This is a genomic window from Halomonas sp. QHL1, assembly GCF_001882345.1.
Lineage (GTDB): Bacteria > Pseudomonadota > Gammaproteobacteria > Pseudomonadales > Halomonadaceae > Vreelandella.
This window is the reverse complement of the sequence record NZ_MINL01000001.1, coordinates 180,184-198,981: the sequence shown is the minus strand read 5'-3', so window position 1 is coordinate 198,981 and position 18,798 is coordinate 180,184. Positions and strand designations below refer to the sequence as shown.

Sequence of the window (18,798 nt, the reverse complement as noted above, 5' to 3'; positions counted from 1 at the left end):
CCTACCACGTTACCAGCGCCCGGTTTATACCGGGCGCTGTGTTAATGCCAGCCGAATACCAAGCACCACCAATACACTGCCCGTAGCAGCATTTAGAACTTGCGCAAAACGTGCGTTAGCCAACCACTTGCCGGCACTTCCCACCATCATAACCACGCTGATTTGCCAAATATTGGCAATGATAAAGTGCACCCCCGCCAGCCATAGTGACTTCAGTAGCGCAGGGTCCCCAGGGGCGATGAATTGGGGCAAAAAGGCCATATAGAACACCACGGTTTTGGGATTCAACACATTGGACAAAAATCCCTCTTTGACCGGCTGCCAGCGAGAAACGGCAGGCACGCCTTCTAGCACCCCATTAACCGGCAGTGGCTGTCCTCGCCGCGCTGCTAACAAACTGGTAATACCCAGCCAAATTAGATAGCCCGCCCCCACCAGCTTCAGCATATGAAACGCCCAGGCCGACTGCAGCAGGATCAGTGAAATACCCAACGCAGAAATCGTGGCATGTACAAACAGGCCGCAGCAGATAGCCAAACTCGTGGTAATGCCATCGCGGATGCCACCGCGTGCCGTGTTGCGTATCACCAGCAGTGTGTCGACACCGGGGCTTATCGTCAGCAACGTGATGGCTACCAAAAAGGAAATAAACTGCGCATCAATAAAACCCAACTGCATCATTTGTGCTTGCTCGCAACCAAATAAAAAATCTTAGGAATGTCGCTGGACGACAGCCGTGTTTACATCTAGAGTAATTGTAGCGGGTGGACAATTGAGTTGCCCGTGATTACTAAGCACGTTAAGGAAATAGAAAATGGCAACTGGCACTGTTAAGTGGTTCAACGACACTAAAGGCTTCGGCTTCATCTCTCCTGATGACGGCGGAGACGATCTGTTCGCCCACTTCTCCGAAATTCAAGCTGAAGGCTTCAAGACCCTGCAAGACGGTCAAAAAGTCAGCTTTGAAGTGACTCAGGGTAAAAAAGGCCTTCAGGCTTCCAACATCCGCCCAGCTTAATTGCTAACGGATGGACAAAGGCCCGCAATAGCGGGCCTTTTTTATTGCCTATCGAAAATCACTCCAGCGGATCACCTTTCGCTCCCTGGCTCACCGCTAGTGTCGGATTCCTGGTTATCTTCAGTGCTATCATGCTCGCTTGACGACTCAACCACCGCTCCACTCTCAGCCTCTCGACTTTCCAACTCCTGAAACTGCTCTTCAAGACGTTGCTGTGCTTCTTCAAAACGGCGTTCGGTGTCTTCAATCAAGGCATCAACATCAGACGCCTCGCGATCATCTTGCAAAGGCGTCCGCTCTGGCAGACTACTCTCGGTGTCCCAGCTAGGCGCGGCATCATCGCTCTCCATCGGCTCTAAGGTCGGCGCTTGCTGCTCTACCTCCTTAAACTGCTCTTCTAAACGTTGCTCGGCCTCTTCGAAACGGCGTTCAGTCTCGGCAATAATCTCATCCACATCAGAGCGAGTGGCCTCACCCGGCATCGCGCCCTCTTCATCAAGCACATCCTCTGGATTAGCCGCCAGGGTGTCTTCACCAGCCTCAACCTCTTCACCTTCTCCAGCCGTCACACTGTCAGTTGACTGCGTGTCATTAGACTGGCTGTCGCTATCCTCACGTAGCGCTTCAGCTCGCTCAAGCTCTTCAGCGGCTTGTCGGGATTCAATGTCATCCTCTACCTCTTCGGGACTAGATATGTCTGCCTCGCTTTCAGCAGCGGACGATGCCTCTTCCTGTCCTGCCCCCTCATCTTGAGTCGTTTCTTCATCCGTCACCGCAGAATTATCATCGGGTGTCACGGTGGGATCTTCCTGGGAGTCACCGCAGGCACTAAGCAGCAGTGCCACAGCGGCGAGTGCGGGTATCCACACGCGATTTGCCATTAGGTCCTTCTCCTTTATAACATTAAAAATCTGAGCCAAGAGGGTTAAGGTCGATTGTTCGAGGAGAGCAACGGGCACTCCTCTGGTAGTAACACACGCAGCGCAAGTGGCACCACTTCTGCACAGAACTGATCATAGTAGCGGGCCTCGCCATCTAACGTGAGTGGCCAAGGTGAGTCATTCTCTTGAGTGGTCACTGTCAGTTGGGTAGTGGTGAAATAGCGCACGAACCGCCCGTCATAGGGAAAGCTTTGCAGCTCACTGATGAGCTTGGTCAGCTCGGTTACCGACCGAAAGTCTTTAACCAGCAGCACGTCCAAACGGCCATCATCCAGTTTGGCACGCGGCCCCAGCACCTGGCCGCCGCCTGATTGGCGGCCATTGCCCAGCGCCAGGAGTAGTAGCGAGGCGCTCTCCTCTTTTTCGTCCCAATGTAGCGTGCCGCGATAGCTACGGTGGCGCCAAGCTTTTAGCGCCCCCATCAGTGAATAAGCCCCGCCCCCGAGCAACCGTTTTAAGGTTTTTGGCGTCGATGACGTCACTTCAGCGCCAAACCCACCGGTGGTCATGTTGATATAGTAACTGGTGGCCGACTCACCACCAGAGCCTGCAGTCACGCGAACAACATCAATGGGATAGGCACTTAACTCCCTTGCTGCGGCCAACGCGGCGCCTGGCTCCAACGGTAAACCGACGGAGGTAGCAAAGTCATTAGCACTGCCTAATGGCACAATGCCCAACGCAGGACGTCGGTCATGGGGCAAACGCATCAAACCGTTCATTACTTCGCTGACGGTGCCATCACCCCCACAGGCAATCACGTGAGTCATGCCCATAGCGTGAGACTGCTCTGCAATATCCGCCGCGTCGCCACCTTCCCAGGTAGCGCGGACAGTAATCAGCATCCCTGCCTGACGTTGTTCATTGACTGCTTCACGCAATGCCGGATTACCGGCAGATTTACCATTGATAATCAGTAAATAGTGTTGCTGTGAGTCTGTCACTGTTGTTATTCCTTTCCTTGGTTTAACTGTGGTTGTTCACTACTGCACTAAAAGCTTATGCCAGTGCTTTCTCGACCACCTCGTACACATTTGAAGATAGCGGCTGTTGCTTAATCCGCTCAAGCTCAGACCGCATAAGTGCTTGGCGCGTTTCATCAAAGCGCTGCCAGCGTGTCAGCGGAGTGATAAGCCGTGCGGCAATCTCTGGGTTAAGCCGATTAAGTTCAATGACCACATCGGCGAGCAGTTGGTAGCCTTTGCCATCCAAACGGTGGAAATTGACTCGGTTCTGAGCGAAGGCCCCTACCAGCGCGCGAACTCTGTTGGGATTTTTAAGTGAAAATGCGGGATGCTGCATCAGATACTTCACGCGCTCAAGCACATCTGGCTGGGGACGCGATACCTGAACGGTGAACCACTGATCCATCACGAGCGGGTCATGCGCCCACTTTTCACCGAAGGCTTTGAGCGCTGGTGAGGCCAAGTCGTCACGATCACTGTGCACCATCAGGGTCAGCGCTTGACGCACATCGGTCATGTTATGATCGGCAGCAAATTGTGCTTCACACAGCGCCAAGCCCTGCTCATCTTCAATCGAAATAAGATAAGCGAGCGCCACGTTTTTCAGGCTACGCTGAGCAATTTGCTCCGGTGTCGGCGCGTACGCCTCTTCCGTCACATTGGCTTCATAAATGGCGATAAATTCATCGCGAAGAGCCACGGCTAATGACTGGCGTACAAATTCGCGCGCGGCGTGAATGGCATCAACATCTACGATGGGCTGCTGCTCGGCGATATAGGCTTCAGAAGGCAGCGTCAGCATCTCAGCCAATACCGCCTTATCGCTCATTGGCCCACTCAGCAGTGCTTTAAAGGCATCTACGACGCGGCTGTCCATGACCTTCTCGACGCCGTTTCGGTGGGCAGCAATTAAGTCATCCAAGGCCAAAAGCGCCAATCGCTGGCCCGCATCCCAGCGGTTGAAGCCATCGCTGTCGTGGGTTAACAAAAAGGCGAGTTCTTCCCGTGAATAAGGGTACTGCAGTTTCACCGGCGCGGAAAATTCGCGTAGCAAGGAGGGCACCGGCGCTTCGGCGACATCGGTAAACACAAACGTCTGTTCATCGTCACGCAGGTGAATGACAGCGTCTTTACCTATTTTTTCGCCATTGAGCGTTAGTGTGAGATCTTGACCCGACTTGGTACCCACTAAGCCCATCCGCACCGGAATATGCAGCGGTAGCTTATCCGGCTGGCCTGGCGTCGCAGGCGTGCGCTGGCGCAGCGTTAGGTGATACTCGGCATGCACATAGTCGTACTCGCCGTGGGCGTCAATATCCGGCGTTCCCGCCTGGGAGTACCAGCGCATAAACTGGCTAAAGTCTTCACCGGAGGCTTCAGCCATACAGCCAACAAAGTCTTCAATGGTCACCGCTTGACCGTCAAACCGCTCGAAGTATAGGTCTGATCCGCGCCGGAAATTCTCCTCCCCCACTAAATTGCGCAACATACGCACGACTTCCGCGCCCTTTTCATAAATCGTTAGGGTGTAGAAGTTGGTAATTTCGATAAAGTGGTCGGGACGAATCGGATGCGCCGTAGGGCCAGCATCCTCGGCAAACTGGGCCGTGCGGAAAAAAGACACGTCCTGAATGCGCTTAACCGGCGCAGAGTTGGTATCCGCCGAAAAGCACTGGTCACGAAAAACCGTAAAGCCCTCTTTTAGAGAGAGCTGGAACCAGTCGCGGCAGGTGACGCGATTACCCGACCAGTTGTGGAAGTATTCGTGGGCAACAATGCCTTCGACGTTTTGGAACGCTGCATCGGTAGCCGTTTGGGGGTGGGTCAATACCGCGGCGGAGTTAAAGATATTGAGGCCTTTGTTCTCCATCGCCCCCATATTGAAATCATTGACGGCCACGATCATAAACAGGTCCAGGTCGTATTCGCGACCGTACGCCTGCTCGTCCCACGCCATGGCGCGCTTTAACGAGGCCATGGCATGCTCGGTCTTATCCAGGTTCTCTTTTTCGACCCAAATCTGCAGCGTGACATCACGCCCGCTCATGGTAGTGAAGTGATCTTCTACGCTATGCAGGTTGCCTGCGACCAGGGCAAACAAGTAACAAGGCTTGGGGTGCGGGTCTTCCCAAGTGACAAAATGACGCCCCCCTTCCAGCTCGCCGCGCTCTATCGGATTACCGTTAGCGAGTAAAATTGGTTCGTGCTGCTGATTGCCGATCACCGTGACCTTAAAGGTCGCCATGACGTCCGGACGGTCGGGGTAAAAGGTAATCCGCCGAAAGCCTTCAGCCTCGCACTGGGTGCAGTACATACCGTTGGATTGGTACAGCCCTTCTAACGCCGTATTTTCCTCCGGGGCGATCTCCACCTCGCTCTCCAATACAAACCGCTCGGGCACCTGGGCAATGCGCAGGCTTTCTTCATTTAGTTCATAAGCAGAAGTATCCAGCGGCGTTGCATCAATCGCCAGGGAGATAAGCTTTAGGTGCTCGCCATTTAAAACGAGCGGTGCATTCGCGTCAGCCTCTGGATGTCGCTCCATCAACAGTCGCGCTTTCACACGGGTCGCGGCGGGGTCAAGATCAAACGTCAGCTCGGCATGAGTTACCCGGTAGGCGGGTGGCTGGTAGTCGCTTAAATAAACCGGCTGCGGATCAGACATAGTGCGTGACTCCTGTATAAAACGAATATTACCTAATTAAAGCGGGGTGGCGGGCAGCGTAACCTCCGCTAGTCGCGGAAGTTATCGAACTGGAGTGGCAAGTCCGGCCCCTCTTCACCGCGTAGCAGCGCCATAACAGCTTGTAAATCGTCGCGCTTTTTACCCGTCACACGTACTTTCTCACCCTGAATTTGCGTCTGCACTTTGAGCTTGCTGGCCTTGATGCGCTTGACCACATCTTTGGCTTCCGCCGCGTCGAGCCCCTCCTTGAGGGCAACTTCCTGGCGCGCTTTAACGCCGGAGAGCACCGGGTCTTGCACATCCATACAACGGGCATCGATACCCCGGGCGATGAGACGGGCACGCAGCACATCGAGCATCTGCTTGAGCTGGAAATCAACTTCCGCTTCAAGCTGCACTTTGTCGCCTTCAAGGGTGAAGCTTGCATCGACGCCTTTAAAATCAAACCGCGACTGTACCTCTCGGTTGGCTTGATCAACGGCGTTCGCGCCTTCGTGCTTATCGTACTCTGAGACAATATCAAATGAGGGCATGATGTAATTCCTGACAAGACATGACCACCTATTCTAGAGCAGCCAGCACCCTAGGGGCCAATTCTGTTGCTTATTGTTGGTTTTAAGAGGGCATTATTAAGACAAATATTCACAACAGCTGAAAAATATTTGTACAAAAACTGTCTTTAAGTAGATCTATGGTGATGTTCAACCCACTGCGGATAGCTTAGGCTAGCTGTTTATAAAATTGACTATTGTTCAGCCTACCCTTTTTTACCCAGGAGATACCATGAGTGACCGCGACACCCGCCACAAAGCCTCCATGGAGAAGCTTAAAGCGCGCGTAGAGGAGAAAGTCGCCGGTGCCAACGAGCAGCGCGGCCTAATCATTGTTAATACTGGTAACGGTAAAGGCAAAACGACGGCCGCCTGGGGAACGGTCACCCGCGCCTTGGGTTATGGCTATAAAGTGGGCGTAGTTCAGTTCATTAAGGGGCTGTGGGAGTGCGGTGAACGCAATCGCTTGGAAGAAGATGCCAATCTAGAGGTCGCGATAATGGCCACTGGGTTCACCTGGGATACGCAAAATCGCCAAGCGGACACCAACGCCTGCCAAGCAGTGTGGAAAGAGGCTGAGCGTATGCTCGCAGATCCAGACACCTATTTGGTGGTGCTTGACGAGATTACCTATATGCTCAAGTTTGGCTACCTGGAGATCGACGCCGTTAAACAAGCGTTGGAGAATCGACCTCAAGAACAGACTGTGATTATTACCGGCCGTAATGCCCACCGCGAGCTCGTCGCCATGGCCGATACGGTGACCGAAATGCAGGAAGTGCGCCATGCCTTCAACAATGGCCTGCAGGCGCGCCGGGGTATCGACTTTTAAATAGCAAAAGGGGCAACTAAGTTGCCCCTTTTGCTCATCTGCTAACCAATGGCCAGCTTGAACCGCTGCTAGCTATCTAAAACCGTTCTTAGCTATCGAACGGGTTACGCAGCACGATAGTTTCCATACGGTCAGGACCGGTGGAGATGATATCGATACTGGTGCCTACCTGCTCTTCAAGGTAGCTGATATAAGCGCGGGCATTGGCGGGTAAATCTTCTACCCGCTTAGCGCCCAACGTCGACTCTTTCCAGCCTGGCAGGTCTTCATAAAGCGGCTCGACGGCTTCGTAGCCTTCTGAATCCACCGGATTTTCCAGCACGTCACCATCTTTACTGCGATAGCCAACACAAACCCGGATATTTTCCAGCCCATCCAGCACATCCAGCTTGGTCAGGCAGATGCCGGAGACCGAGTTGATTTGTACCGCGTGACGCAAGGCCACGGCGTCAAACCAGCCACAGCGGCGCGCACGGCCGGTGGTAGCACCAAACTCATGGCCACGTTCGGCAAGGTGGCGGCCATCGACGTCGAAAAGCTCTGTGGGGAACGGGCCTGAACCAACGCGGGTGGTGTACGCCTTGGTGATACCCAGTACGTAGTCCAAATAGAGCGGGCCGACGCCAGAGCCGGTGGCCGTGCCGCCTGCAGTGGTGTTCGAACTGGTCACATACGGGTAGGTACCGTGGTCGATATCCAGCAGCGAGCCTTGAGCACCTTCAAACAGAATGTTCTCACCGGCTTTACGCAGGTCGTGCACCATGCTGACGGTATCGCACACCATGGGGCGCAGCTCTTCGGCCATCTGCATCGCCGTATCCAGTACTTCCTGGAAGTCGACCGCCGGTTCACCGTGGTAATTCACCAGCACGAAGTTGTGGTAATCGAGCACTTCGCCCAGCTTGGAAGCGAAACGCTCGCGATGCAGCATATCGCCCAAGCGTAGGCCACGACGAGCAACCTTGTCTTCGTAGGCAGGGCCAATGCCTCGGCCAGTGGTGCCAATTTTGGCGATGCCACGGGCCTTTTCACGGGCCTGATCCAGGCGCACATGGTATGGCAAAATCAGCGGGCAGGCTGGCGACAGACGCAGACGCTCACGTACCGGAACGCCTTTGGCTTCCAGCTCACGGATCTCTTTAATCAGCGCTTCAGGTGAAAGCACCACACCGTTACCAATCACGCAGGTTTTGCCTGGACGCAAAACGCCGGAAGGAATTAGGTGGAGAACAGTCTTTTCACCGTCAATGACCAGCGTATGACCGGCGTTATGACCACCTTGAAAACGCACCACGGCGGATGCTGATTCGGTGAGCAGGTCAACGATTTTACCCTTGCCCTCGTCACCCCATTGGGTGCCCAGCACTACGACATTCTTACCCATTATGATGCACTCGTCTCTTGTGTCAGGGCCGTTGGCTGCCAACGACCATCGATAAGCTCAAGACGGCGGTCACAGTCATGCTCCGCCGGCCCAGTACGCTGCCCTGGCAGCGCTTGAATCACGCGTTCCCCCTGCCCACGCAGCGCGACAATGGCAGCGTTGAGCGACTCATCCTGCGCAGCGGGCGACCAAATAGCCCCACGACTCGGGGATGCCAGCGCCAGCGACGCCAGCTGCTTCAGATCCATCGAGAAGCCGGTGGCCGGACGCGCACGGCCAAAGGCCCGACCCGTATCATCATAACGCCCGCCTTTAGCCAGCGCATGCCCATAGCCTGGTACATAGGCAGCAAACATCATGCCCGTGTGATACTGATAGCCGCGCAGCTCCGCCAAGTCAAAGTAGAGCGACACATCAAAGCGTGCCAACACCCCTTGATAAAGAGCGTCCAACTGATCCAGTGCCGCCATGACGGATGCTGGCGCGCCGGCAAAGCGCTCCCGCGCCTGGCGTAAAATATCCGCCCCGCCGTGCAACTCACCCAGGGCTAACAGCATGTCCGCTAATGCAGGGTCGCTGACGCTGGCGTCTACAAGCTGCGCCAGTTGACTGGGTGATTTTAGCGCTAATGCCTCAAATAGCGCACGCTCTTGCTCGTCGCTGAGCGCCGCAGCTTCGGCAAGGCTTCGAAAGATACCGATATGCCCCAACGCCAGGTGAATCTCGTCAGCGCCCGCGGCTTTCATGCTGGCCAGGGCCAAGTGAATAATTTCACTGTCCGCCTCAAGCCCAGCATGACCAAACAACTCAGCGCCCACCTGCACCGGGCTACGGCCACCCTGATGCTGGTCTGCCTTAGCACGTAATACGTTAGTGCAGTAGCAAAGACGTACCGGCCCCTGACGCTTTAGAGAGTGGGCATCCATACGCGCTACTTGCGGCGTAACGTCTGCCGAGGCGCCCATCATGCGGCCCGTTAACTGATCGGTCAGTTTGAAGGTTTGAAGATCCAGATCCGTACCGGTGCCTGTTAACAGGGAGTCCAAAAATTCCACTGGCGGCGGCATGACCTGGTCATAGCCCCAGCAGTGGTAAAGATCGAGCAGCGCACGGCGCAGCTCTTCCATGCGGCTTGCCTGAGGCGGAAGCACCTCATCCATGCCGTCGGGCAGTAGCCAGCGGTCAGCGATGGTCATGTGAACAATCCTGCAAGACGATGAAGGCCCAACAAATTCAAGCAGTAATGACGTCAGGTCACTGACAATAATCGCCTTGAACTTGAAGAATAAGGGCCACAAAAAAACCGGGCGACGCCCGGTTAATAAATTCTATCACGTTTATTGGCCGGGTGAACCCCGCCTGGCTGTTACAAACCAAGGCGAGGAACACCGTCCAACAGCGGTTTACTCGCTGTCGTCTTCACCGTTTTCTGGTTCAGCGCTGCGCAAATAGCGGAAGAAATCGCTACTTGGCTCCAGCACCATCAGGTTGCCATCGTCGGCGAAGCTTTCGCTATAGGCATTCAGGCTACGCCAGAAAGAGAAGAATTCCTGATCCTGACCATAAGCTTCAGAGAAGATCGCAGCGGCCTGGGCATCACCTTCACCGCGCAATGTCTCAGAGCGCTCGTTAGCCTGGGCAAGCAGTACTTGGCGACGGCGATCCGCATTGGCGCGAATACGCTCGGCCTCTTCCTGACCCTGAGCACGCCATTCACGGGCTTCACGCTCACGCTCGGAACGCATCCGTTCAAACACCGCCGCCGAGACATCTTCCGGCAAGTCGATACGCTTAATGCGGATATCTCGAATGGCTACCCCAAGCTCTTCACGCATTAGTGAATCAAGCTCTTCGGTAGGGCCGATCATCAGATCATCACGCCGTTCGGCGATAATTTCCTGAAGGTTCAAGCGGCCAAATTCATTACGCAGGCTCTCATCCACTCGCGGCTGAATCAACCGGATAGCCATCAGCTCATCACCCGCCGTCGCCTCGTAGTAGCGGGTAGGATTAACCACCTGCCACTTAACGTAGGAGTCGACGATAACGGCTTTCTGCTCGAGCGTCAGGTAACGACTGGTATCGGTATCCAGCGTTAGTAAACGCGTATCAAACTTACGGATCGTTTGGGCGATCGGCACTTTTGCGTGTAAGCCAGGCTGAATATTCTCTTCGATGACCTCACCAAAACGCAGCTTAACGGCGCGTTCAGTTTCGTCTACCACGTACAGAGTGTTGCTCGCCAGCCATGCAACGGCCGCCAGACCACCAACAATCAGCAGGGATCGATTATTAATCATTTACCGGCCCTCCCTGCGGATGGAGCTACTATTCGTATTTGATGAAGAGCTAGCGCTGCCCTGGGTGTTGCGCAAACGCTCAAGCACGTCGGGGTCTAACTGCTCATCGCCGCTATTAGCGCTACCGCTTGATGATGTGCGGCTACCTCTGCCACTCATTTGATCCAGCGGCAAGTACATCAGCGGGGCGTTTTCGCTTACATCCAACAGCACCTTCGGCGTTTTACCGAACACCTCTTCCATCGTGTCTAGATACATACGCTCGCGCATGATGTCCGGTGCATTAGTGTACTCGGTCAAGAGCGAGTTAAAGCGGTTGGCTTGACCTTGCGCTTCAGCAACGACCGATTCACGGTAACCCTGCCCTTGCTCAACAATACGCTGCGCCTGACCTTGCGCTTCTGGAATAATCGCGTTGGCGTAAGCGATACCTTGGTTGATCGTACGCTGGCGATCTTCACGGGCGCGGATAACATCATCGAAGGCGTCAATCACTGGCGCAGGCGCCGAAGTAGACTCAATGTTGATGGTTTGTAGACGAATACCGGCACCATAGTTGTCGAGATAGGACTGCAGACGACTAGCGACCGAGCTACCCAGAATCTCACGACCCGAGGTAAGGATATCGATCATATCGGTACCACCCACTACGTGACGTAGTGCCGAATCCAGCGCGTTCTCAATCGAGATAGCAGGATCACGTACGTTGAGTACGAAATCGCGTGGATTAGCCACTTGGTACTGAGCAGAAATTTCCACTTCTACAATGTTTTCGTCACGAGTCAGCATCGACTGTGTCTGCGACAGCGAGCGCACGCGGGTCACGTTAACCATACGAACGTCGTCAATCAACGGCGGGTTCCACTGAAGACCGGGATTGACGATGTCCTGGTATTCACCAAAACGGAGCACAACGCCACGCTCTGATTGATCCACTAAGTAGAAACCCATAGCGGCCCAGATCGCCAGCGCAACGATAACCAGCAAGCCTGGCAGCGCAAAGGGGTTGCGGTTTTTATCACTACCGCCACCGCCAGTTTTCTTGCCACCGCCTTTTTTGCCACCACCCAACATACTGTTGAGCTTATCCTGAAACTTTTTCAGCGCTTCATCCAGGTCAGGAGGGCCTTGGTTGTTGCCCCCTTTATTGCCGTTGTTGTCGCCGCCATTATTATTGCCACGGTTTCCATCACCATCATTTCCACCGCGTCGGCCGCCACTGCTCCAAGGGTCGTGCTGGTTGCCACCACCAGGCTCATTCCAGGCCATACTTCTTCTCCACTAAGGTGTTCGCTAACGCTAGTGGCATCATTTTTATAGGACACCACCGCGTTTTGATATTATTGCTCTATAAACCTTGTACCATTTTTATACAAAACAGAATACATGTAGCGTTCTAAGATTGGTAATACGCCGCCTACCACTCATCGGTTTCACGCAACGCTTCAGGTAAATAGGTATTAGCTCGTTCACCAAGTTGTGCCATCAACTGATTAAAATCACGCCGCGGCAAACGCACATCAAGCACCGAATGCCCCTGCTCATCAAAGGCTTCCTCGCGAACGGCATTCAGCTCATGAAGACCAGCGCGCAGCTTACCCTGCTCGGGAGTCAGTGTCAGCGAAAAGCCAATGACATCGTTGGCTAAGCGCTCGGTAAGCGCTTCATGAAGCAGTTCAAGGCCCTGCCCCTGCTGGGCCGAGAGCCAAACAACTTCGGGAACACCATGGCCATCGCGTTCTATACGCGGAGCACTATCGAGCTTATCAATTTTATTCATGACTTTGAGTACTGGCACATCATCAGCGCCGATCTCTTTGAGCACTAACTCCACCTGTTCCACGTTTAGCTCGCGGTCAGGATCTGCGGCATCAATCACGTGCACCAGCAATGACGCTTCCGAGGCTTCCTGAAGCGTCGCCTGGAATGCCTCAACTAGCTTGTGCGGCAAGTGGCGAATAAAGCCCACTGTATCGGCCATCACTACGGGGCCTACATCCTCAATCTCAAGCCGTCGCAGAGTAGGGTCAAGTGTTGCAAACAATTGGTCGGCTGCATACACCTCAGAATTGGTCAAGGCGTTAAACAGCGTCGACTTACCGGCGTTGGTATAGCCAACCAGCGATACGCTATGAATTTCAGCGCGTGCACGAGCGCGACGATTCTGATCACGCTGACTGCGTACCTTATCAAGCCGCTTATGAATCGATTTAATCCGCCCACGCAGCAGGCGACGGTCAGTTTCAAGCTGCGTCTCACCTGGGCCGCGCAGGCCAATCCCGCCTTTTTGGCGTTCAAGGTGTGTCCACCCGCGCACTAGGCGAGTCGACATATATTCAAGCTGAGCAAGCTCTACTTGCAGCTTACCCTCATGGGTTCGTGCCCGTTGCGCAAAGATATCGAGAATAAGGCCGGTTCTGTCAAGCACTCGACATTTGAGCTCTTGTTCAACATTGCGCTCTTGAGAGGGACTTAAGCTATGGTTGAAGATCACCAGCTCTGCCTCGTGAGCCGCGAGCAGTGCTCGCAACTCTTCCAACTTACCTGACCCAATAAAGGTGCGTGAGTCAGGTCGGTGGCGGCTAGCAGTGAGTAGAGTCGCAGGCTCTGCACCAGCAGAGCGTACGAGCTCTAAAAACTCACCCGGGTCTTCACGTTTTTGTTCATCATGAAAATCGACGTGAACAAGAACTGCCGTTTCACCGGCGTCTGGGCGTTCGAAAAACAATCAATACCTCGTGGACTCTCTTGCTTATCCAGCGGTGTTAAATCTCCGCATCCTGCTCTGCCGGGTCTTGCGCAGGCAAGCGTACGTTGCGAGATGGAACAACCGTAGAAATAGCGTGTTTATAAACCATCTGACTGACGGTATTGCGTAGCAGGATGACAAACTGGTCAAACGATTCGATCTGGCCCTGCAGCTTAATGCCATTGACCAAAAAGATAGAGACCGGAATGCGCTCCTTGCGCAGAATGTTCAAGTACGGGTCTTGAAGGGACTGCCCTTTGGACATGTTAATCTCCCTAAACTGTCGTTGGGGTTAATTATCAATGGCGTGCCCTACTGGTGCTACGCCGCACTATTATTTACTGCCCGAAAGGCCAAGTGATGCCCGAAGAGCCTAGTGGTAGTCGAAAGGCTCAATCACTCAGCCCAACGAAAACACACACTTGCTAAATTACTATCTTAGAGGACTATCTTACGCTAAGCACCGCTTTCACGCACGAGTTTCAGCACCTGATCCAGCGCGTCTGAACGCTGTGAATCTACCCAATTAAGCTCTGGCCAGCTTCTTAACCAGGTTAATTGACGCTTGGCTAGCTGACGAGTGGCGATCACGCCTCGCTCAACGAGAGAGGCATAATCGTAATCGCCTTCTAGGTGCTCCCACACTTGGCGATAACCCACGCTCTTCATGGCCGGAAGGCCTAAATGCAAGTCATTACGCTTTTTGAGGGCGGCGACTTCATTTATCAAGCCCTCACCCAACATTACTTCGAATCGCTGGGCGATGCGTCGATGCAGCAAGCAGCGATCACTGGGCGCCAACGATATCGACAGCACGCGCCAGGGAAAGGTTTCCGGCTGCTGCTCCGCCCACAGCTCACTCATTGGCCGCCCACTGGCGTAGTACACTTCCAGCGCGCGCATCAGGCGTTGAGGGTCGTTAGGATGAATACGCTGCGCGGATACCGCATCCACCTCTGCCAAGCGTTTATGCAACGACGAAAGCCCTTCGGCTTGCCACTGCGCTTCGAGCTGCTGGCGAATGGCGGGATCAGCGGAAGGCATATTGGCCACGCCCTCAATCAATCGCTTGTAATAAAGCATGGTACCGCCGACCAAGAGCGGAACCCTGCCCGCCGCGCTGATTTGTCGCATAAGCGAAAGTGCATCTACACGGAAATCGGCGGCCGAATAGGGCTCAGCGGGATCGCGGATATCGATCAAGTGGTGGGGCGCATGGGCTAACTCAGCCGCGCTGGGTTTGGCGCTGCCAATATCCATACCGCGATACACCATCGCCGAATCAACGCTGATCAGCTCATGCCCCAGGCGCTCGTGCAGCGCCATCGCCGTATCGGTTTTCCCGGCAGCCGTCGGGCCCATTAAAAAAATCGCCCAGGGGCGGGTATCAGCCATGCGCGGTTCCGTCAGGTAAGAAAATGGTGATTGCTTTGCGCGCCGCTATGGTCAACATAGCTACTGTCCGCGTAGCTATTGTCCTCGTAAGAACAGTCGATCAAGCGCTTTGAGTCCCATTTGGGTCCATGTAGGCCGACCGTGATTGCACTGATCGCTTCGTTCAGTGCGCTCCATATCGCGCAGTAGCCCATTCATCTCGTCGATAGTGAGCCGCCGGTTGGCACGCACACTGCCATGGCAGGCCATAGTCGAGAGTAGTTCATGCAATCGCGCCTCGACCTGATGGGTACGCCCATAGCGCGCCAGCTCTTCCAGCATCTGACGGACCAGCGCCTCTGGATCAGCCTGAGCAAGTAAAGCGGGCAATTGGCGCACAAGCAGCGTCTCTGGCCCGGCGATATCCAGCTCAATACCCAGTTTGGCAATCGCCTCCTGCTCGCTCTCTGCCGTGGCCACTTCAGCCCGGCTAGCGGCAATCGAGACGGGTACTAACAGCGGCTGGGCATCCAACCCTTTGGCGGCGGCCAGCTGTGTCTTCATGCGTTCATAGACGATTCGCTCATGGGCGGCATGCATATCCACCAGCACCAATCCCTCAGCGTTTTGGGCCAGAATATAAATGCCGTGTAACTGCCCCAGCGCAAACCCCAGCGGCGGTGGCACAGTAGGATCGTTGTCAGGCATTGCCAGAGGCGCTTCACGCACTTCACTGCCTCGCTCAACGGGAGCGCTAGGCTGCGGCGTTAACAGCGTCTCTTCATGATTGGGATGGAGCGCCTGATAACCCTGCATAAAGCGGCGCACACGCTCTGCACCAGGGTGGCGATCCGGCGAGTGGGTCAGCGCAATCCCCTGCTGCTGCCAACGGGGCTGTTCAGCGTTCGCTTCTGAAGCCGCGCCCTGTGCCGATGCGCCTGACGTATCAGCCACCTCGGCACCCTCCTCCTCTGGGCTCTCAGGGGGTTTAGCAGACGCCAGAGAGTGATGGAGGCTTGAATAGAGAAAATCGTGCACCATGCGGCCATCACGAAAGCGTACTTCGTGCTTGGTGGGGTGAACGTTAACGTCTACTACGTCGGGATCAAGCTCCAGATAGAGCACAAATACCGGATGACGGCCGTTAAACAGCACATCGCGATAGGCTTGGCGCACCGCGTGGGCGACCAAGCGATCGCGCACTACGCGCCCGTTTACAAAAAAGTACTGCTGGTCGGCCTGGGAGCGCGAGTGGGTGGGCAGCCCCACCCAGCCGCTTAGCCGCAAACCGCCCGCTTCGCGCTCGATATAGCGGGCGTGCTCGATAAAGTTTTTGCCCAGCAGCGAGGCAATACGCCGTTCCCGAGCCGCTGCAGAGTGACCGGCGGGCAACTGGTGAATAACTTTTTGGTTATGGCGCAATACCCAGGCAATGTCGTAACGCGATAGCGCCTGGCGGCGAAACGCCTCTTCCACATGGGCAAATTCGGTCTTTTCAGTGCGCAGAAACTTACGCCGGGCAGGGGTATTAAAAAACAGGTCGCGCACGCCGACGCTAGTCCCACGGGGGTGCGGCGCAGGGGTAACCCGTGCTTCCATTCCGCGCCCTTCCGCGACCACCCGCCAGCCTTGGCGGGGGTCGTCTTCGGCATTGGAGATTAGTTCCAGCCGTGAGACAGAGCTAATCGATGCCAACGCCTCGCCGCGAAAGCCTAGCGAGCTAACGCCTTCTAAGTCCTCCAGGCTACCGATCTTACTAGTGGCATGGCGGGCCAGGGCCAGCGGCAAATCCTCTTCGCCAATACCAATACCGTCATCGCGCACCTTAATCAGTCGCGCGCCACCCTGTTCGATCTCCACTTCGATACGTTGGCTACCTGCATCAATGGCGTTTTCAATCAGCTCTTTGGTCACCGACGAAGGGCGCTCAACCACCTCACCAGCGGCAATCTGGTTGGCCAACCGAGGGTCGAGCACATGAATACGCGGCGCGGTAGCGGTCATATCAGTCAACTTGAAACCTCATGAACGATTACTCATGAACTGGGAATCTGTAACACTTGGCCAACGCGAATTACGTCACCGTTCAATTCATTGGCCTGCCTCAACTGATTAACCGGTACGCCGTGACGTACGGCAATCGCGGAGAGGGTATCCCCCGACTGAATACGGTATTCGTTACCCGAAGGGCGACGCTGATTATCACGCTGCCAAGCAAGCAGGCTGGCCGGTGGCGGATAGCGTTCAAAATGCTCCCGCAAACCGCTGAAAATAGCCTGAGAAAGCCCCGATTGATGGACTGGGTCGCGCAGACGACGCTCTTCATCCGGGTTGGAAATAAAGCCAACCTCAATGAGCAGCGAGGGTATATCGGGAGATTTGAGTACCATAAACCCGGCCTGTTCAACGCGTGACTTATGCAGCCGATTAATCCGCCCCAGTTGCTCTAATACCTGCCCGCCGATAGACAGCGAATCGTTTAAGGTAGCGGTCATGGTCAAGTCCAGCAGCACGCCGCGCAGCACCTGGTCTTTATCGCGCAAAGAGAGGTTGCCATCGACACCGCCGATCAGATCGGAGCGGTTCTCGCTATCGGCTAGCCACTGGGCGGTTTCCGAGGTGGCGCCGCGCTGGGAGAGCGCATAGACCGAACTACCTTGAGGCCTTGGGCTGGTGAAGGCGTCGGCGTGTATGGAGACAAAGAAGTCGGCTTTCTGATCACGGGCCAATGCGGTGCGCTGACGAAGCCCCAAGTAGTAGTCGCCATCCCGCACCAGCACGGCTTTAAAGCCTTCGGTGCCGTTCACTTGCGCGGCTAAGCGCCGGGCAATTTCCAGCACTACGTCCTTTTCACGGGTGCCTGATGGGCCAATCGCGCCAGGGTCTTCACCACCATGACCGGCATCCACGGCAATAATAATATCGCGCCTTGGGTGCGGCTTGGCTTCCTGGACTTCTGCCAGGGCGGCGTCGCTAGGCGACGCTACGCTGCTAGGCAGCTGGCCTTGAGCAGATGCCCGCTGGGCCTGAGTTTCCTGATCTCGAATCATCGCCTCGATAGGATCGATCGGGTTCTCGACGGCGCTCTCACCGGGATACTCAAGATCAACGACCAGCCGGTGGCCGTACTGGTCGTTGGGTGTCAGGGTAAAGTGACGCGGCTCAATTTCTCGATTGAGTTCAAGCACTACCCGCAGGCCGCCACCCTCTCGCGTGCCGGTGCGCACCGAGGTAATCGCACTGTCATGCAAAGGCAGCGTACTGGGATCGGTGTCCATTTGAGTGTCATCTAAATCAATTACCAGCCGCGCAGGGTTCTCTAGTGAAAACACGTTGGCATTCGTGGCAGAGGACAGATCAAATACCAGCCGGGCATGATCCGGCGCCGCCCAAAGACGCATACTTTCAACGCTGGACGCTTGAACATTAACCGCCGCCAGGGCAAAAAAACTGGCGGCTAACAAACAAGATACACGTGCCGCTATGCCCTTTATTTCCATTGAATCACACCGTTGCCCAAATGGTCGGAACTTACCTTGCCTACTTTACTTTCCAATAATGCCAGCATACGCCTGCCCCGATCACTGCTCGCTGTTAATGAGGCTAAGCGCCCTTGAGCAGCCACTTCAAGCACCAGCGCGATATCAGGGGCTGGCAGCCACCCTTCCCCTCGGCTGGGCCACTCAACAATACTAAGCGCATCGTCGGCCAGCACGTCTCGACCACCGATAAACTCTAGCTCTTCTGGATCTGACAAGCGGTATAAATCAAGATGATAAACCCGTTGGGCACCCAGCTCATAAGGCTCGACCAGCGTATAAGTGGGGCTTTTAACCGTCCCTAGATGGCCATAAGCACGCAGGATACCGCGGGTTAGCGTCGTTTTACCGGCTCCCAGCTCACCTTCCAGATACACCAGCCCGCGTCCTTGCAACACCTGCCCGAGTGCTTCGCCAAAGGCGACCTGGGCTTCTTCGTTGTCTAATTGCACCTGCATG

Annotated in this window: 17 protein-coding genes; 2 read left to right on the top strand and 15 right to left on the bottom strand. The window is 55.1% G+C overall.

Annotated elements, in window-relative coordinates; translation table 11 throughout:
- Positions 1–24 precede the first annotated feature (24 nt).
- Positions 25–681, bottom strand: a complete 657-nt coding sequence (locus QHL1GM_RS00890) for a LysE family translocator (protein ID WP_071692791.1) — start codon at positions 679–681, stop codon at positions 25–27.
- 133 nt (positions 682–814) lie between these two features.
- On the opposite strand from QHL1GM_RS00890, the gene QHL1GM_RS00885 reads away from it, so the two are divergent.
- Positions 815–1,018, top strand: coding sequence for a cold-shock protein (locus QHL1GM_RS00885; protein ID WP_007114660.1), 204 nt, complete (start codon positions 815–817; stop codon positions 1,016–1,018).
- 71 nt (positions 1,019–1,089) lie between these two features.
- Here QHL1GM_RS00885 and QHL1GM_RS00880 read toward each other — a convergent pair whose 3' ends face one another.
- The 4 genes from QHL1GM_RS00880 to QHL1GM_RS00865 all read right to left on the bottom strand — a co-directional run bounded on the left by QHL1GM_RS00880 (position 1,090) and on the right by QHL1GM_RS00865 (position 6,143).
- The gene (locus tag QHL1GM_RS00880) at positions 1,090–1,899 is read right to left on the bottom strand and encodes a hypothetical protein (protein WP_071692790.1); all 810 of its coding nucleotides are present in this window, start codon (positions 1,897–1,899) and stop codon (positions 1,090–1,092) included.
- A 44-nt stretch (positions 1,900–1,943) separates the two neighbouring features.
- Positions 1,944–2,903 carry a lipid kinase YegS gene (yegS, locus tag QHL1GM_RS00875; protein ID WP_071692789.1) on the bottom strand — a complete coding sequence of 320 codons (960 nt, stop codon included), beginning with the start codon at positions 2,901–2,903 and terminating at the stop codon, positions 1,944–1,946.
- Positions 2,904–2,958: 55 nt separating this feature from the next.
- Positions 2,959–5,589, bottom strand: coding sequence for an aminopeptidase N (gene pepN / locus QHL1GM_RS00870; protein WP_071692788.1), 2,631 nt, complete (start codon positions 5,587–5,589; stop codon positions 2,959–2,961).
- 68 nt (positions 5,590–5,657) lie between these two features.
- Positions 5,658–6,143 carry a YajQ family cyclic di-GMP-binding protein gene (locus QHL1GM_RS00865; RefSeq protein ID WP_071692787.1) on the bottom strand — a complete coding sequence of 162 codons (486 nt, stop codon included), beginning with the start codon at positions 6,141–6,143 and terminating at the stop codon, positions 5,658–5,660.
- A 250-nt stretch (positions 6,144–6,393) separates the two neighbouring features.
- On the opposite strand from QHL1GM_RS00865, the gene cobO reads away from it, so the two are divergent.
- Complete coding sequence (gene cobO, locus QHL1GM_RS00860) at positions 6,394–6,993, top strand: cob(I)yrinic acid a,c-diamide adenosyltransferase (protein WP_071692786.1); 600 nt, start codon at positions 6,394–6,396, stop codon at positions 6,991–6,993.
- An 88-nt stretch (positions 6,994–7,081) separates the two neighbouring features.
- Here cobO and QHL1GM_RS00855 read toward each other — a convergent pair whose 3' ends face one another.
- The 10 genes from QHL1GM_RS00855 to tsaE all read right to left on the bottom strand — a co-directional run bounded on the left by QHL1GM_RS00855 (position 7,082) and on the right by tsaE (position 18,797).
- Positions 7,082–8,377 carry an adenylosuccinate synthase gene (locus QHL1GM_RS00855; RefSeq protein ID WP_071692785.1) on the bottom strand — a complete coding sequence of 432 codons (1,296 nt, stop codon included), beginning with the start codon at positions 8,375–8,377 and terminating at the stop codon, positions 7,082–7,084.
- Positions 8,377–9,573, bottom strand: coding sequence for an ATP phosphoribosyltransferase regulatory subunit (locus tag QHL1GM_RS00850; protein WP_071692784.1), 1,197 nt, complete (start codon positions 9,571–9,573; stop codon positions 8,377–8,379). Before QHL1GM_RS00850 ends, QHL1GM_RS00855 begins: the two co-directional genes overlap by 1 nt.
- A gap of 207 nt (positions 9,574–9,780) precedes the next feature.
- Positions 9,781–10,677, bottom strand: a complete 897-nt coding sequence (hflC, locus tag QHL1GM_RS00845) for a protease modulator HflC (RefSeq protein ID WP_071692783.1) — start codon at positions 10,675–10,677, stop codon at positions 9,781–9,783.
- Positions 10,678–11,946, bottom strand: a complete 1,269-nt coding sequence (gene hflK / locus QHL1GM_RS00840; protein ID WP_071692782.1) for an FtsH protease activity modulator HflK — start codon at positions 11,944–11,946, stop codon at positions 10,678–10,680.
- A gap of 148 nt (positions 11,947–12,094) precedes the next feature.
- Positions 12,095–13,405, bottom strand: a complete 1,311-nt coding sequence (gene hflX, locus QHL1GM_RS00835) for a ribosome rescue GTPase HflX (protein ID WP_071692781.1) — start codon at positions 13,403–13,405, stop codon at positions 12,095–12,097.
- 37 nt (positions 13,406–13,442) lie between these two features.
- Positions 13,443–13,691 (bottom strand): RNA chaperone Hfq, encoded by a 249-nt coding sequence (hfq, locus tag QHL1GM_RS00830; protein WP_007114649.1) that lies wholly within the window; start codon positions 13,689–13,691, stop codon positions 13,443–13,445.
- Between the two features lie 191 nt (positions 13,692–13,882).
- A complete protein-coding gene (miaA, locus tag QHL1GM_RS00825) occupies positions 13,883–14,821 on the bottom strand; it encodes a tRNA (adenosine(37)-N6)-dimethylallyltransferase MiaA (RefSeq protein ID WP_071692780.1) in 939 nt (312 codons plus the stop codon).
- A gap of 75 nt (positions 14,822–14,896) precedes the next feature.
- Entirely contained in the window at positions 14,897–16,804 is a 1,908-nt protein-coding gene (gene mutL / locus QHL1GM_RS00820; RefSeq protein WP_071692779.1) for a DNA mismatch repair endonuclease MutL, read from the bottom strand.
- 32 nt (positions 16,805–16,836) lie between these two features.
- Complete coding sequence (locus QHL1GM_RS00815) at positions 16,837–18,300, bottom strand: N-acetylmuramoyl-L-alanine amidase (protein ID WP_071692778.1); 1,464 nt, start codon at positions 18,298–18,300, stop codon at positions 16,837–16,839.
- Positions 18,291–18,797, bottom strand: a complete 507-nt coding sequence (tsaE, locus tag QHL1GM_RS00810) for a tRNA (adenosine(37)-N6)-threonylcarbamoyltransferase complex ATPase subunit type 1 TsaE (protein ID WP_071692777.1) — start codon at positions 18,795–18,797, stop codon at positions 18,291–18,293. Before tsaE ends, QHL1GM_RS00815 begins: the two co-directional genes overlap by 10 nt.
- Between the last annotated feature and the right edge of the window lies 1 nt (position 18,798).

What these genes read in the sequence shown, in the direction of transcription:
- hfq (WP_007114649.1), bottom strand. Translation starts at nt 13,691, where the DNA reads ATGTCCAAAGGGCAGTCCCTTCAAGACCCGTACTTGAACATTCTGCGC.
- QHL1GM_RS00850 (WP_071692784.1), bottom strand. Translation starts at nt 9,573, where the DNA reads ATGACCATCGCTGACCGCTGGCTACTGCCCGACGGCATGGATGAGGTG.
- hflC (WP_071692783.1), bottom strand. Translation starts at nt 10,677, where the DNA reads ATGATTAATAATCGATCCCTGCTGATTGTTGGTGGTCTGGCGGCCGTT.
- QHL1GM_RS00815 (WP_071692778.1), bottom strand. Translation starts at nt 18,300, where the DNA reads ATGGAAATAAAGGGCATAGCGGCACGTGTATCTTGTTTGTTAGCCGCC.
- QHL1GM_RS00880 (WP_071692790.1), bottom strand. Translation starts at nt 1,899, where the DNA reads ATGGCAAATCGCGTGTGGATACCCGCACTCGCCGCTGTGGCACTGCTG.
- QHL1GM_RS00865 (WP_071692787.1), bottom strand. Translation starts at nt 6,143, where the DNA reads ATGCCCTCATTTGATATTGTCTCAGAGTACGATAAGCACGAAGGCGCG.
- hflK (WP_071692782.1), bottom strand. Translation starts at nt 11,946, where the DNA reads ATGGCCTGGAATGAGCCTGGTGGTGGCAACCAGCACGACCCTTGGAGC.
- QHL1GM_RS00890 (WP_071692791.1), bottom strand. Translation starts at nt 681, where the DNA reads ATGATGCAGTTGGGTTTTATTGATGCGCAGTTTATTTCCTTTTTGGTA.
- miaA (WP_071692780.1), bottom strand. Translation starts at nt 14,821, where the DNA reads ATGGCTGATACCCGCCCCTGGGCGATTTTTTTAATGGGCCCGACGGCT.
- QHL1GM_RS00855 (WP_071692785.1), bottom strand. Translation starts at nt 8,377, where the DNA reads ATGGGTAAGAATGTCGTAGTGCTGGGCACCCAATGGGGTGACGAGGGC.
- tsaE (WP_071692777.1), bottom strand. Translation starts at nt 18,797, where the DNA reads ATGCAGGTGCAATTAGACAACGAAGAAGCCCAGGTCGCCTTTGGCGAA.
- mutL (WP_071692779.1), bottom strand. Translation starts at nt 16,804, where the DNA reads ATGACCGCTACCGCGCCGCGTATTCATGTGCTCGACCCTCGGTTGGCC.
- pepN (WP_071692788.1), bottom strand. Translation starts at nt 5,589, where the DNA reads ATGTCTGATCCGCAGCCGGTTTATTTAAGCGACTACCAGCCACCCGCC.
- cobO (WP_071692786.1), top strand. Translation starts at nt 6,394, where the DNA reads ATGAGTGACCGCGACACCCGCCACAAAGCCTCCATGGAGAAGCTTAAA.
- QHL1GM_RS00885 (WP_007114660.1), top strand. Translation starts at nt 815, where the DNA reads ATGGCAACTGGCACTGTTAAGTGGTTCAACGACACTAAAGGCTTCGGC.